The sequence below is a fragment of the Stenotrophomonas sp. DR822 genome (assembly GCF_019793815.1).
In the GTDB taxonomy this organism is placed as follows: domain Bacteria; phylum Pseudomonadota; class Gammaproteobacteria; order Xanthomonadales; family Xanthomonadaceae; genus Stenotrophomonas; species Stenotrophomonas indicatrix.
Map to the genome: position 1 here is coordinate 1,526,935 of NZ_CP081826.1, position 13,818 is coordinate 1,540,752.

A 13,818-nucleotide genomic window follows, 5' to 3' on the forward strand; every position below is an offset into this window, starting at 1 on the left:
CGGCGGCCACCACGTCGGTCGCCGCCGCGCGTGTTTCAGGGCGCCTTGCCCTTGTCGGAAGACGTCGCGGCGGCAGCCGTGCCACCGCCCAGGCTGCGTGACAGGAAGGCAAGCAATCGGCTGTAGTAGTCGCGCTGGTTGGCCTCGCCGTACAGGCCATGCCCCTCGCGCGGGTAATACAGCGCTTCCACGGGCACGCCGGCCTGTTTCAACGCCGCTTCCATGCGTTCGGTGTGCTGCACCGGCGCGCGCAGGTCTTCGCGACCAGCGGCCAGCAGCACGGGTACCTTGATGCTCGCCGCAAGATTCACCGGCGACACCGCCGCCAGCGTGGCCGGATCACCCAGCCACTCCTGCAGATAGGTCACGCCGGAGGCGCGATCCTGGATGTCGCCGCGTTTGAACATCAACGGCAGGTCGTACACCCCCACATAGCCTGCCGCGCAGCGGTACAGCCCCGGCTCGCGCACAACGCCCATCATGGCCGAGTACGCACCGTAGCTTGCACCGTAGATGCAGATGCGTGCGCTGTCGGCGATGCCTTGGCTGATCGCCCAGCGGGTGGCGTCGGTCACATCGTCCTGCATCGCGCGGCCCCATTGCCGGGCAGCGGCCTGGGTATGTGCACGGCCGTAGTTGCCCGAGCCGCGGAAGTTGACCTGCAGCACCGCGTAGCCGGCGTCGGCCAGCAACTGGTTCTCGCGCTCGAAACCACCATCATCGAACACGCCGATCGGGCCACCATGCGGGACCACCACCATCGGCAGGTTGTGGCCATCACTGCCCCTGGGCAGGGTCAGGAAGCCATGCAGCGGCAGGCCGTCCCGCGCAGCCAGGGTGACCGGGCGAACGCTGGCACCGCCATCGCGATCGAACCAGCGATGGCGGCTGGTGAGGAACGCGGCGTTGCGGGTGGAGGTGGTGTACAGGAAATAGTCGCCGGGATTGGTCGCAGAGCTCACCTTCACCAGCAGCCGCGCGTTGTCGCGGGTGCCGGTGAGCAGGCTCACGACCTGCCCGGGAAACGCCTTTTCAAGCCTGCGCTGGGTGCTGGCGGTCGGCGACTGCTCATCGAAGAAAGCGGTACGCGTGACCGCGCCGACGAACTGGATACCCACAGGCACGCGCGTGCCGGGCTGGCAGACCACGCGGGTGGGATCGACGGTGTCGTCCTGCAGCAGCGTACGCCGCTCTCCGCTGACCGGATCCCAGCTGACCACCGTATCGGGGCCACGGGCCTGCTCCACCACCAGGTACGCCAGCCGGTTGTCGGCGGAGAAGCCGATCGGGCGTTCGATGCGATGGCTGCTGCCTTCGTCGTTGACCAGGGTCCACTGATCGCGGTCCTGGCGATAGTAGAGCTTGTTGACGTTGTCGGCGGCGGCGCCATGGGCGAAGCGCAGTTCACCTTGGTTGTCGGTGGTGAACGTTGCGCGCTGCACCGGCGAGCGCGAAACCAGGACGCGGCGTCCGGTGATGACATCCATCCGTTCCAACCGCGTATTGGTGTCGTTGGCAAATGGCCACAGCGAGATCAGCACGTTGCGCTCGTCGGCAGCCAGCGGATCGGCCAGGAATGCAGCCACCTGCTCGGCCACCCGTCCGGTCACGAAGCCGGGCTCGTCCGGGCGCGCACGATAACCGACCAGCAGATCACCACGCTTGCCATTGGCATCGATGGCATACAGTTCGCCGGTCGGTCGTGGCTGGTCCAGTGGCCCCCATTTCTCGGCCAGGCCGATGAGCAGGCGGTTATCACTCACCCAGTCGACCTCGGCGGCATGATTGTTGCGTGGCGGCCGGAAATTGCCGACCAGTTCCATCGTGTCGGTACGCAGCACCGCCACGGCGGTCGCGCCGTCCAGCGGCAAGGTCATGGCCAGGTACTCGCCGGTGGGCGAGAGCTGGATGTCATTGAACTCCGCGCGGCGCACGTAGCCGTCCAGCGAAACCTCCGCAGCCTCAACCCCACCCACGCCGCAGATGGCCATCAATGCAGCCAGCACCGTTGCATGCTTCATCACGTTCTCCTTGAAGCCGGGCATCCCCCTGCCCGGCACCGGGTCCGCGGCGCGCGGCTCGCCTGCCTTACGGCGCCTTGTCGGCGCCTGCGGTCGCGCTGGTGCTGGCGGTGCTGCCGCCCAGGCTGCGTGACAGGAAGGCCAGCAGCCTGCTGTAGTACTCGCGCTGGTGCTCAGGCCGGTGGAAACCGTGCCCTTCGGTGCGGTAGTACAGGCTCTCCACCGGTGAGCCGGCCGCCTTCAGCGCTGCCTCCATGCGCTCGGTGTGCTTGATCGGCGCACGCGTGTCTTCGCCGCCAGCGGCCAGGAACACCGGCACTTTCAGCTGCGCGGCCAGGTTCACCGGCGAGCGGGCTCCCAGGGTCTTCGGATCGCCTACCCATTCACGCTGCCAGGCCATGGCCGAATCGCTCAACTGTGCCTCACCACTGAACATCAGCGGCAGGTCGTACACACCGACGTAGCCGGCCGCGCACTGGTACAGCCCGGGTTCGCGGATCGGCCCCATCATCGCGGCATACGCACCGTAGCTGGCCCCATAGATGCAGATGCGGTTGCTGTCGGCGATGCCCTCTGCGATGGCCCAGCGGGTGGCGTCGGTCACATCGTCCTGCATGGCCGCGCCCCACTGCTTCGCACCCGCCTGGGTGAACGCGCGGCCATAGTTGGCCGAACCACGGAAGTTGACCTGCAACACGGCATACCCTGCTGCTGCCAGCATCTGCGGCTCGTTGCTGTAGCTGCCCTCATCGAATACGCCGAAGGGGCCACCGTGCGGCAGCACGACCAACGGCAGATTGCGCCCTTCGCTGCCCGGCGGCAGGGTCAGGAAGCCGTGCAGCGGCAGTCCGTCGCGCGCCTTCAGCGAGAACGGACGCACGGTGGCGGCCAGTTTCGGGTCGATCCATTCGCTGCGGCTGAGCAGATGCTCGGCCGCCTTTGCGCGGGTGTCGAACAGGTAGAAATCCCCGGGGTTGCTGCCCGACCACGTCTGCACCACCACCTTGCCGCCATCGCGGGTACTGGAGGTGATGAACACCGGGCCGCCGAACGCCGCCTCAAGGCTGCGGTACTGACGGGCATCGACGCCCTTCTCATCGAAGAACCGCGTGCGCGGTGCATCGCCGGCAAACAGCGCGCCCACCGGCACGCGGGTGCCCGGGCGGAAGATGATCGCGTAGGGATCGACCACGCCATCGCGCAGTACCTCGCGCCGCTGGCCGGTCTGCGGGTTCCAGCTGACGATGGCATCGGGCCCGGTGGGCTGCTCGACCTGCAGATAGGCCAGCGCGCCATCTTCGGAGAAGCCGATTGCGGTTTCTATCCGGTGGCTCAGCGATTCGTCATTGACCAGCGACCACTGGGCATTGGTCCCGGCGCGGTAGTAGAGCTTGTTGACGTTGTCCGACGCTGCGCCGTGGGCGAAGCGCACTTCACCCTGATGATCGGTAGTGAAATCGGCACGCTGCACGGGTGAACCGGAAACGCGCACGCGACGCCCACTGACCACGTCAAGCCGCTCGACCCGGGTGTAGGGGTCCTCGGCGAAGGGCCATACCGCGATCAGCACATTGCGGTCGTCGCCCGCCAGTTCGTCGGTGAGGAAGGCCGCGACGTCCTCCACCTTCTTCGGCTGGATGCGCGTGCCCAACCCGCGCCCCTGCACGCGGTAGCCGACCAGCAGTTCCCCGCCCTTGCCATCGACGTTGACCCCATAAAGTTCACCGGTGGGCTGCGGCGTATCCAGTACCCCAAGCTTCTCGGCCAGACCGACCAGCAGGCGCTCGTTGCTCACCCATTCAAAGGTGTTGGCGTGGTTCTTGTCCTGCGGGCGGAACACGCCGGCAGGCTTGCGGTCGGACGTGCGCAGGATGACCAGCGCGGTGGAATCGTCCAGCGGTACGGTGCCGGCAACGTAGTCGCCGCCGGGCGAGAGCTTGACGTTGGAAAACGACTCCGGTTTCAGGTACTTCTCCAGGTCCACCCCGCCGGTACCCGCCGACGTCCCGCCCACCACCGCGCACAACAGCGCGGCAAGTACAGTCCTGCGCATCCTTCCCCCTCCCTGCCCGGACACCCTGTCCAGATTCTCCGATTCTAGGCAGGCCCGCGATGGCTCCGCCAGTGGCGAGGGCGCCATCGCCGGACTCAGGGCGCCTTCTCTGCCTTGCCAGCGGCCGTCACCTGTGCCGTTGCTCCGCCCAGGCTGCGCGACAGGAACGCCAGCAGGTGGCCGTAGTAGTCGCGCTGGTTGGCCAGGTTGTACAGCCCATGCCCTTCGTTCTTGTAGTACAGGGCCTGCACAGGTGTTCCGGCCTGCTTCAATGCCGCCTCCATCCGCTCGGTATGCACCACCGGTGCGCGCTGGTCTTCGCGGCCGGCAGCCAGCAGCACCGGCACGCCAACCTGCGCGGCCAGGTTGACCGGCGAGCGTTCGACAAGATCCTTGGGCCGTCCCAGCCACTCGCGCAGGTAGATCAACCCGGATTCGTCACTCTGGATATCCCCGCGCGCATACATCAAGGGCAGGTCGTAGATGCCAACGTAACCTGCCGCACAGCGGTAAAGACCCGGCTCGCGCACCGTCCCCATCAGCGCCGCATAGGCGCCGTAGCTGGCCCCATAGATGCAGATGCGCTCACGGTCGGCAATTCCCTGCTCGATGGCCCAGCGCGTGGCATCGGTCACATCATCCTGCATCGCCGCGCCCCACTGTTTGCGCGCAGCCTGCGCATGTGCGCGCCCGTAACCGGCCGAGCCACGGAAATTCACCTGCAGCACGGCATAGCCGGCGGCCGCCAGCATCTGCGTCTCGGTGGAGTACGTGCCATCGTCCAGGACCCCGATCGGGCCACCATGCGGCACCACCACCATCGGTAGCGCGCGCATCGGCACCCCCGGTGGCACGGTAAGGAACCCATGCAGGGGGCGGCCGTCGCGGGCCTGCAAGGTGATGGCGCGTACGTCGGCACTCTGCGCCGGGTCGATCCAGTCGCTGCGGCTGATCAGGTGCCGGGCGCGCTTGCCCAGCGTGTCATACAGGTAGAAATCACCCGGATTGCGGCCCGACCAGGATTCCACCAGGACAGTGCTGCCGTTGCGGGTGCTGGAGGTGATGTATACCGGAGCACCCAGCGCGGTTTCCAGGCTGCGATAAAGCCGGGCATCCTCCGAGGTCTCATCGAAGAAGCGCGTGCGTGGGGTAGTGCCCATGAACAGCGCGCCCACCGGCACCTGCGTACCGGGGCGGTGGATGATGCGTGCAGGGTCGGCGATCTCATCACGCAGAACCGTTCGCCGCTCGTTGCTCTGCGGGTCCCAGCTGACGATCACGTCGGGGCCTTCGGCCTGCTCCACCTGCAGATAGGCCAGGCGGCCGTCGGCCGAGAAGCCGATGGCCGCTTCGTTGCGCGGGTTCAAGGCCTCATCGTGCAGCAGTACCCATTCGCTGCTGGCACCGGCGCGGTAATACAGCTTCTTTTTCTGGTCAGGTCCGACGCCGTAAGCGAAGCGCACTTCGCCCCGGGCGTCGGTAGTGAAGGCGGCCTGCGCGATCGGCGCGCGCGCGACCGCGTTGCGGCGACCGGTGCTCACGTCCATGCGTTCGATCTGGGTGGCCGCGTTGTCGGTGAACGGAGTGACCGCCACCAGCACGTTGCGATCGTCGTCCTTCAACTCATCGGTGAGGAAAGCCGCCACCATTCCCGCAGGCTTGACCTTGATGTTGGTGCCCAGTCCGGTTTCAGCGGTGCGGTAGCCGACCAGCAGTTCTCCCCCCTTGCCGTTGGCGTTGATGCCGAACAGCTCGCCGGTGGGCGCCGGTCGATCCAGCCCACCCAGCTTCTGCGCCATGCCCACCAGCAGGCGTTCATTGCTTACCCAGTCGAAGGTATGGGCGTGGTTGTTGCGGGGTGGGCGGAAGGTGCCGACCATCTTCATGTCGGCTATCCGGTAGATCGCCAGCGCCGTACCCGCCTCGATCGGAACCGTGGCAGCCACGTACTCGCCGCCCGGCGAAATCTTGATGTCGGCGAATGCTTCCTGCCGCAGGTAGCGGTCCAGGTCCACCCCGCCGGTACCCGCCGACGTCCCGCCCACCACCGCGCACAGCAGCGCGGCAAGCACAATCCTGCGCATCCTTCCCCCTGAGAACGGACTCCCTGCCCGCGGTCTCGATTCTAGGCAGGCAAGCGGCCGCGCCGCCAGTGGGCAGAAAAAACGACGGCACCGTTGCCGGTGCCGTCGTTGCCACTACCTTGGAGAGAGAGTAAGGACGTGGGTTCGGGGGGCGTGCGCTGGGTCAATGGACCCCGCGCACCGCCAGAGTGAGGGCCAGGATGCTGAGGATCACCGCGATGGTGCCGTCCAGCACGCGCCAGGTGCTGGGCTTGGTGAACAGCGGCGCCAGCAGGCGCGCGCCCAGGCCCTGCGCGGTCAGCCACAGGCAGCTGGCGGTGACCACGCCGGCCGCGAAGGCCATGCGTGCATTGCCGAAGTTCTCGGCGATGGAGCCGATCACCATCATGTCCAGCCAGAAGTGCGGATTGATCAGCGAGAAGCCGACTGCCGCCATCAGCACTGCGCGACGACTGCCGTCATCGCTGTCGGCTTCGCCCATGCCACCGCCACCGGCGATCGCACGGCGTGCCGACTTCATCGCATACCACGCCAGGAAAGCCACACCGGTCCAGAGGACGGCGGTGGTCAGCCACGGCAGCGCGGTGGTGAGCGTGCGCAGGCCGGCCACGCTGGCGAAGATGAAGATTGCATCGATGGCCGCGCAGGTGGCGACCACCGGCACGATGTGCTTGCGCAGGATGCCCTGGCGCAGGATGAAGGCGCTCTGGGCGCCGACCACGGCAAACAGGCCGATGCCGGTAGCCGCACCACTGAACCAGGCACCAAGGCCGGTGCTGGCGGAGATGACCGAGAACATGGGATTCACTACCTTGTCTTGCTTGGGGGGGAGCGGTGCCTCGCGAAGGCGGACAGCACCGGAACGGGCGCCATTGTCGCGCCGCAACATAGAAAAGACGAGCTAAACTTACTAAATCAACATTAGCGGAGCTTAATCGCCATGCGAATCGACCATGCCCAGCTGCGGGCCTTGGCTGCGGTCATCCGCGAAGGCAGCTTCGACCGTGCCGCGCAGTCGCTCAACGTCACCCCCTCGGCCATCTCGCAGCGGGTCAAGGCCCTGGAAGACCGCATCGGCCGCCTGCTGGTCAAGCGCGGCACGCCTGCGACCGCGACTGCCGAGGGCCAGTTGCTGGTGCAGCTGGCCGAGCAGACCGCCCTGCTGGAGCACGACGCCCTGCACCGCATGGGCCTGGCCGACGAGGACCTGCCGCAGGCCAGCATCCCCGTAGCGGTGAACCACGACAGCCTGGAGACCTGGTTCCCACAGGCCGCCCAGCAGTTCGCGCAGGGCACCGGCACTACCCTGGACCTGCGGGTGGAGGACCAGGACCACACCGTCGAACTGCTGCGCCAGGGCACTGTGCTGGGGGCGGTGACCACCCTGGACGAGCCGGTGCAGGGCTGCCAGATCCACGCGCTGGGCAGCATCCGCTACGCCGCCACCTGTACGCCGGAGTTCCGCGAGCAGCACTTCGCCAAGGGCGTGACCGCACAGGCGCTGGCGCAGGCACCGGTGCTGGTGTTCAACCGCAAGGACGACATGCAGTCGCGCTTTGCCCGGCGCATGGCCGGCGCCGACCTGCCCAGCACCGCGCCGACGTGGTGGATTCCCTCCACCCGCGCCTTCGTGCAGGCCAATCTGGGCGGGCTGGGCTGGACGATGAACCCGCTGCCGCTGGTCAAGCGCCATCTGGACGCCGGGCGCCTGGTCTACGTGCGGCAGCGCGCGTGGGAAGACGTGCCGCTGTACTGGCAGCACTGGAAGGGCGACGTGCAGACGATGGCCCTGCTGACCCGGGCGGTGCTGGACGCCGCCTCGGCACTGGTGCAGCGCAGGCGCTGAAGAGGGGATGGAGGGGATCAAGTCGCTTGTGGCATAAACGGCTTGATCCCCTCCGTCCCCTTTTCATGCAAGCATCGGTGCAACCGACGATGGGGCCGACCGATGGAAACCGAACCGGTATTCCTGCATATCCGCGTGGTGATGGGGATCATCCTCGGCCTGTCCATCACCACCCTGTTGAAGGGGCTGGCGCAGATCATCGAACACCCGCAGCGGCGTGGCTGTTCGGCGCTGCACCTGTGCTGGGTGGTGTGGACGCTGGTATCGCTGGTGACCTTCTGGTGGTGGGAGTTCCGCCTGGTTGAAGTACACCGCTGGACGTTTGAAACCTATCTGTTCGTGATCACCTACTGCGCCACCTGGTTCCTGCTGTGCGCGCTGCTGTTTCCCGAAGACCTGCGCGAGTACGGAAGTTACGGCAACTACCTGATGCAGCGTCGACGCTGGATCTTCGGGGTGATCGCGATACTGACGCTTCTGGATCTTGTGGATACCGCGATCAAGGGTGAAAGTCGATGGCGGCTGCTGGGTACGGCCTACCCACTGCATACCGCCCTGATGCTCGTCGTCGCTGCGCTCGGCTGGCGCCTGCACCGCGCGCGTTCGCAGTTGGTGCTGGCCGCAGCAACGCTGGCCTACCAGCTGCTCTACTTCGCGGCGGAATACTTCACCATCGGCAGTGAGTGAGGAGCGCCGCCGGTCTCCATCCAATCTCCATGGGCGTCGGCCACAATCGCCCGGTTCCATTCGACCGCAGGTTTCCCAGATGACGATCCACTACCGCAATGCCCGTCCCGATGACGCCGCCGCCTGCATCGACCTGCGCGGGCGCACCCGCGAGAACGCCTTCAGTGCCGCGAAACTGGCCGAGCTGGGCATCACCGAAGAAAGCTGGGCCGCAGGTATCGCCGATGGCGATTCGATTGGCCGCGTCGCCTGGGAGGGCCAACGGATGGCCGGTTACTGCTTTGCCGACCGCGAAAGCGGCGAGGTGCTGGTGCTGGCCCTGCTGCCGGAATTCGAGAACCGTGGCATCGGCCGGCAACTGCTGCAGGACGTGGTCAGCCTGAGCCGCGAGGCCGGCCACAGCCGCCTGTTCCTGGCCTGCTCGGCCGACCCACGCTCGCGTTCCCATGGCTTCTACCGTCACCTGGGCTGGAAGGCGACCGGCAAGATCGATGAGGCCGGTGACGAGATCCTTGAGCTGGCGTGATCGAGGGCATCGCCGGGCATGGCCCGGCGCTACCGGGTGAGGGTGCCGCGAGCCGTCGGATGCTGCGTTGCATCAAAATCGGACCGGAAGCGGTTAAAATTGCCACAGGAATGCTGCAAGGCGTTGTTTCTTCACGCTCTTTCCCTGTTTCTTGCGCATCCTGACCCCCTTCCCCGCCAACGATCCCGCCCCCATGAAGAAATTTGGCAAGGCCCTGCTCGCCCTGCTCGTGCTGCTGTTGCTGGTGGCCGCGCTGTTCCTGTACTGGCCGCTGACCCAGCGCTCGGTGCCCGCCGCGAACAACGACAAGCCCGTCGATGTCGTGCTGGTCGGCGCCGGCATCATGAGCATCACCCTGGCCACCTACCTGCAGGAACTGCAGCCGGACTGGAACATCCAGGTCTACGAGCGTCTCGACGGCGTCGCCGGTGAAAGCTCGGACGGCTGGAACAACGCCGGCACCGGCCACTCGGCATTCGCCGAACTGAACTACACCCCGGAACTGCCCGATGGCAGCATCGAGACCAAGCGCGCGGTCGGCATCGCCGAATCGTTCGAAGTCTCGCGCCAGTTCTGGTCGCACCAGGTGAAGGAAGGGCGGCTGAGCCAGCCCAGCGACTTCATCAACCCGACCCCGCACATGAGCTTCGTCTGGGGCGATGACAACATCGCCTACCTGCACAAGCGCCAGCAGGCGCTGGTGAAGAACCCGCTGTTCTACGGCATGCAGTACTCCGAGGACCCGGCGCAGATCAAGCAGTGGGCACCGCTGCTGATGGAAGGCCGCGACCCGAAGCAGAAGGTTGCCGCAACGTGGATGCCGCTGGGCACCGACGTCAACTTCGGCGTCATCACCCGCCAGCTGACCGCCGGCCTGCAGCACAGCCCGAACTTCGGTCTGCACCTCAACCACGAGGTCAGCGCGCTGCGGCAGAACGCGGACAAGAGCTGGAACGTGACGGTGAAGGACCTCAAGGCCGGCACCGAATCGACCACCCACGCCCGCTTCGTGTTCATCGGTGCCGGTGGCGCCGCGCTGAAGCTGCTGCAGATGTCGGGCATCCCGGAATCGAAGGACTACGCCGGCTTCCCGGTGGGCGGCCAGTTCCTGGCCTTCCAGGGCCAGGACGTCACCTCGCGCCATGGCGTGAAGGCCTATGGCATGGCCGAGACCGGTTCGCCGCCGATGTCGGTGCCGCACCTGGATGCGCGCAAGCTGGATGGCAAGCCGGTGGTCCTGTTCGGGCCGTTCGCGCTGTACAGCACCAAGTTCCTCAAGCACGGCTCGTGGTGGGACCTGTATTCCTCGGTCAACCACAACAACGTCGGCCCGATGCTGGAAGTGGGCAAGGACAACCTGGACCTGGTGCAGTACCTGATGGGCCAGGCACGCCTGAACGATGCCGATCGCCAGGCCGAACTGGTCAAGTACTTTCCCAATGCCAAGCCGGGCGACTGGAAGCTGATCACTGCCGGCCAGCGCGTGCAGATCATCAAGCGTGATCCGCTGAAGGGCGCGGTGCTGCAGTTCGGTACCGAGATCGTGACCGACAAGGACCACACCCTCGCTGCGCTGCTGGGTGCCTCGCCGGGCGCTTCGACCTCGCCGCCGATCATGCTGGACCTGATGGCCAAGGCCTTCCCGGAACAGATGAAGGCCGGTTGGGAAGCCCGCCTGCGCGAGATCGTGCCGTCGTACGGCCGCAAGCTCAACGAAAGTGCCGCGCTGACCAACGAGATCCGCACGTTGACCAGCCAGACCCTGCACCTGCCCTACCTGGAGGTTCCGGTGGAAGCAGGTACGACGCCAGCACTGGCACCGACGGCCGCGCCGGCCCCGGCCAAGGAAAAGCGCAACGCCAACGAAGAGCTGCAGGCGCTGTAAGCCTGCACTTGGCGGATGCCTGCGGACGGCCACCTTCGGGTGGCCGTCTGCGTTTGCGCGCGGCGACGGATCGAATTTCTTCCGCACGGGAGCGCTCTGACCCGTTCCGGGAGGCCGCTCGCAGGGTCAGAGCCCAGCGCCTGCGGCAATGGGATCCGACACGTCCTGACGCTTGCTGCCCGCCTGAAAGCCCCTGCGCGATGACGAGAATTGTAATGTTGTTAAGAATTATTTACATTTGCATCCTGCGCAGTGACCGCGCCCTCACGGATGGACCTGATGTGCCCGAAGCCGCCGCCGGGTGCTGGACGACTGTTGCCGCCCCTTCCCCGCCTCCACGCTTCGAGCCCGCCATGACCCAGAGTTTCTCCAACCGCCTGCCCCGCCGTGCGCTGCTGCCCGCTGCACTGTTGTCCTGCCTCACCCTGGTTGTGCCGTCGGCATTGGCCGAGGTCGCTGCCGATGTCTCCGACGCCAAGACCCTGGACCGGGTGAGCGTGCGCGCCGAGCAGTCCGCGCCGCCATCGAGCACTACCCGCCTGCCGATCACCCTGCAGGAAACGCCGCAGTCGTCCACGGTGATCGGCCTGCAGCGCCTGCAGGACGAATCGTTGTTCAGCCTCAACGACGTGATGCGCAATGTCACCGGCGTCAGCGTGTCCTTCTATGACACCCAGCGTCCGCTGTACTACGCGCGTGGTTTTGCCATCACCGATTTCCAGGTGGATGGCATTCCCACCTACAGCGGCTCGACCAACCAGGAATACGACACCGCCTTCTATGACCGGGTGGAAGTGATCCGCGGCGCCAACGGCCTGCTCAGCGGCGCGGGTGTGCCGTCGGCCACGGTGAACCTGCTGCGCAAGCGCCCGGGCAAGGAGTTCGACGCTTCGTTCTCGGTCAGCGCCGGCAGCTGGGACTACCGCCGCATGGAAGCGGACGTGACCGCACCACTGACCGCCGACGGCCGCTTCCGCAGCCGCGTGGTCGCCGCCTACACCGATCGTGATTTCTATTACGACCGCTACAAAGAGAACAAGATGGCCGGCATGGCCGTGCTGGAAGGCGATGTGACCGACAGCACCACGGTGACCGTCGGCTACCAGACCCAGGACAACAACCCGGTGGGCTCGACCTGGGGCACCGTGCCGTTCTTCGACAGCCAGGGCAACTTCGCACATCTGCCGCGCTCGACCAACCTGGCACCGAAGTGGAGCTACTGGCAGCGCGAGACCAGCACGGTGTTCGCCAACCTGGAGCAGCGCTTCGGTGACAACTGGCTGCTGAAGATCAACACCGCCCATACCCGTGGCAACGTGCAGAACATGCGCCTGTACGGCACTGGCAATCCCGACCCGGTGACCGGCGCGGGCATCTACCTGCGCACCGCCGCCGGCGATTCGGAAGACACCCGCCGCAACGTCGACGCCTACCTGACCGGCACCTTCAACCTGTGGGGCCAGCAGCACGACGTGACCGTGGGCGCGCAGTGGGCCGACCTGGAAGGCACCACCAACACCCTGGCGCTGAACTACCCGCGTGACTGGGCTCGTTGCGGCAGCGAGCGCTGCTACTACATTCCCAACGTGCACACCTGGGATGGCGACATCTCCGAAGTGACCTACACCCTCACCGGCGCACGCCGCGTGGCCAAGACCACGCAGAGCGGTTTCTACCTGGCCACCCGCCTGCGCCTGGCCGATCCGCTGGCGCTGATCGCCGGCGCACGCCTGAGCCGCTGGCAGACCCAGACCCGCGCCTACAACGCGGCCGGCGCTTACACCGCCACCAGCGGCGCATACAAGGTGAGCGATGAAGTCACCCCGTACGTGGGCCTGGTGTACGACATCACCCCGAACGTAGCGGCCTATGCCAGCTACACCGAGATCTTCAACCCGCAGAACTACAAGGACCGCAACGAAAACCTGCTGGCGCCGGTGCAGGGCTCCAACCTGGAAGCGGGCCTGAAGACGCAGTGGTTCGACGGTCGCCTGACGGCCAACGCGGCGGTGTTCGAAGCCAAGCAGGACAACTACGCAGTGCGCGACATGAGCGTGCCGGAAGGCTCACTCAGCGACGGCAGCTCGGCCTACATCGGCGTCAACGGCACCAAGGCGCGCGGCTGGGAAGTGGACGTCAACGGCGAGATCCTGCCGGGCTGGACGGTCAATGCCGGCTATACCCACGTCAAGGTGACCCGCGCGGCCACCGACCTGCTGTACGCCAATCCGGCCGAAAACCTGCTGCAGCTCAACACCCAGCTGCAGCTGCGCGGCGCGCTGGAACGCCTGAGCATCGGCGGTGGCGTGCAGTGGCAGAGCAAGGTGCAGGGCTACAACATCCCCTACCCGCTGGGCGGCACGGTGACGGTGAACCAGCCGGCGTATGCGCTGGTGCAGTTCAACGCCAACTACCGCATCAGCGACAACTGGACGGCGACGCTGAGCGTGCGCAACGCGCTGGACAAGACCTACTGGGCCAACCTGGACTACAACAACTACGGCGAACCGCGCTTCGTGGCGGCCAGCCTGCGCTGGAAGTTCTGAGCACCCCGGGAACGGTGGGTGCCGACCATTGGGGGGGGTGCCCACTGTTGGGGTGGGTGCCGACCGTTGGGGGGGGGCCCACTGTTTGGGTGGGTGCCGACCGTTGGGGGGGTGCCCACTGTTTGGGTGGGTGCCGACCATTGGGGGGGTGCCCACTGTTTGGGTGGGTG

9 protein-coding genes are annotated in these 13,818 nt (G+C 66.4%); 5 read left to right on the forward strand and 4 right to left on the reverse strand.

From position 1 onward, the window contains the following. Positions 1-35 precede the first annotated feature (35 nt). From K5K93_RS07050 to K5K93_RS07065, 4 genes are all read right to left on the reverse strand, one after another. On the reverse strand, positions 36-2,021 hold the full coding sequence (locus tag K5K93_RS07050) for a S9 family peptidase (RefSeq protein WP_222390337.1): 1,986 nt from the start codon (positions 2,019-2,021) through the stop codon (positions 36-38). Between the two features lie 67 nt (positions 2,022-2,088). Continuing rightward, positions 2,089-4,074, reverse strand: coding sequence for a S9 family peptidase (locus tag K5K93_RS07055; protein ID WP_222390340.1), 1,986 nt, complete (start codon positions 4,072-4,074; stop codon positions 2,089-2,091). A 95-nt stretch (positions 4,075-4,169) separates the two neighbouring features. Beyond that, positions 4,170-6,158, reverse strand: a complete 1,989-nt coding sequence (locus tag K5K93_RS07060) for a S9 family peptidase (protein WP_222390342.1) — start codon at positions 6,156-6,158, stop codon at positions 4,170-4,172. 163 nt (positions 6,159-6,321) lie between these two features. Further along, positions 6,322-6,957 carry a LysE family transporter gene (locus K5K93_RS07065; protein ID WP_025873889.1) on the reverse strand — a complete coding sequence of 212 codons (636 nt, stop codon included), beginning with the start codon at positions 6,955-6,957 and terminating at the stop codon, positions 6,322-6,324. 141 nt (positions 6,958-7,098) lie between these two features. Here K5K93_RS07065 and K5K93_RS07070 point away from each other — a divergent pair, with 141 nt between their 5' ends. From K5K93_RS07070 to K5K93_RS07090, 5 genes are all read left to right on the forward strand, one after another. Further along, on the forward strand, positions 7,099-8,004 hold the full coding sequence (locus tag K5K93_RS07070) for a LysR family transcriptional regulator ArgP (protein ID WP_025873890.1): 906 nt from the start codon (positions 7,099-7,101) through the stop codon (positions 8,002-8,004). Positions 8,005-8,106: 102 nt separating this feature from the next. Next, entirely contained in the window at positions 8,107-8,691 is a 585-nt protein-coding gene (locus tag K5K93_RS07075; RefSeq protein WP_222390345.1) for a hypothetical protein, read from the forward strand. A 79-nt stretch (positions 8,692-8,770) separates the two neighbouring features. After that, on the forward strand, positions 8,771-9,217 hold the full coding sequence (locus K5K93_RS07080; RefSeq protein ID WP_222390347.1) for a GNAT family N-acetyltransferase: 447 nt from the start codon (positions 8,771-8,773) through the stop codon (positions 9,215-9,217). A 193-nt stretch (positions 9,218-9,410) separates the two neighbouring features. Next, positions 9,411-11,102, forward strand: coding sequence for a malate dehydrogenase (quinone) (gene mqo, locus K5K93_RS07085; protein WP_222390349.1), 1,692 nt, complete (start codon positions 9,411-9,413; stop codon positions 11,100-11,102). 353 nt (positions 11,103-11,455) lie between these two features. After that, positions 11,456-13,648 (forward strand): TonB-dependent siderophore receptor, encoded by a 2,193-nt coding sequence (locus K5K93_RS07090; RefSeq protein ID WP_222390351.1) that lies wholly within the window; start codon positions 11,456-11,458, stop codon positions 13,646-13,648. Positions 13,649-13,818: the final 170 nt, after the last annotated feature.

Bases quoted from the DNA above. Each gene is read 5' to 3' on its own strand.
- K5K93_RS07080 (WP_222390347.1), top strand. From the start codon at position 8,771: ATGACGATCCACTACCGCAATGCCCGTCCCGATGACGCCGCCGCCTGC.
- K5K93_RS07060 (WP_222390342.1), bottom strand. From the start codon at position 6,158: ATGCGCAGGATTGTGCTTGCCGCGCTGCTGTGCGCGGTGGTGGGCGGG.
- K5K93_RS07050 (WP_222390337.1), bottom strand. From the start codon at position 2,021: ATGAAGCATGCAACGGTGCTGGCTGCATTGATGGCCATCTGCGGCGTG.
- K5K93_RS07065 (WP_025873889.1), bottom strand. From the start codon at position 6,957: ATGTTCTCGGTCATCTCCGCCAGCACCGGCCTTGGTGCCTGGTTCAGT.
- K5K93_RS07070 (WP_025873890.1), top strand. From the start codon at position 7,099: ATGCGAATCGACCATGCCCAGCTGCGGGCCTTGGCTGCGGTCATCCGC.
- mqo (WP_222390349.1), top strand. From the start codon at position 9,411: ATGAAGAAATTTGGCAAGGCCCTGCTCGCCCTGCTCGTGCTGCTGTTG.
- K5K93_RS07090 (WP_222390351.1), top strand. From the start codon at position 11,456: ATGACCCAGAGTTTCTCCAACCGCCTGCCCCGCCGTGCGCTGCTGCCC.
- K5K93_RS07075 (WP_222390345.1), top strand. From the start codon at position 8,107: ATGGAAACCGAACCGGTATTCCTGCATATCCGCGTGGTGATGGGGATC.
- K5K93_RS07055 (WP_222390340.1), bottom strand. From the start codon at position 4,074: ATGCGCAGGACTGTACTTGCCGCGCTGTTGTGCGCGGTGGTGGGCGGG.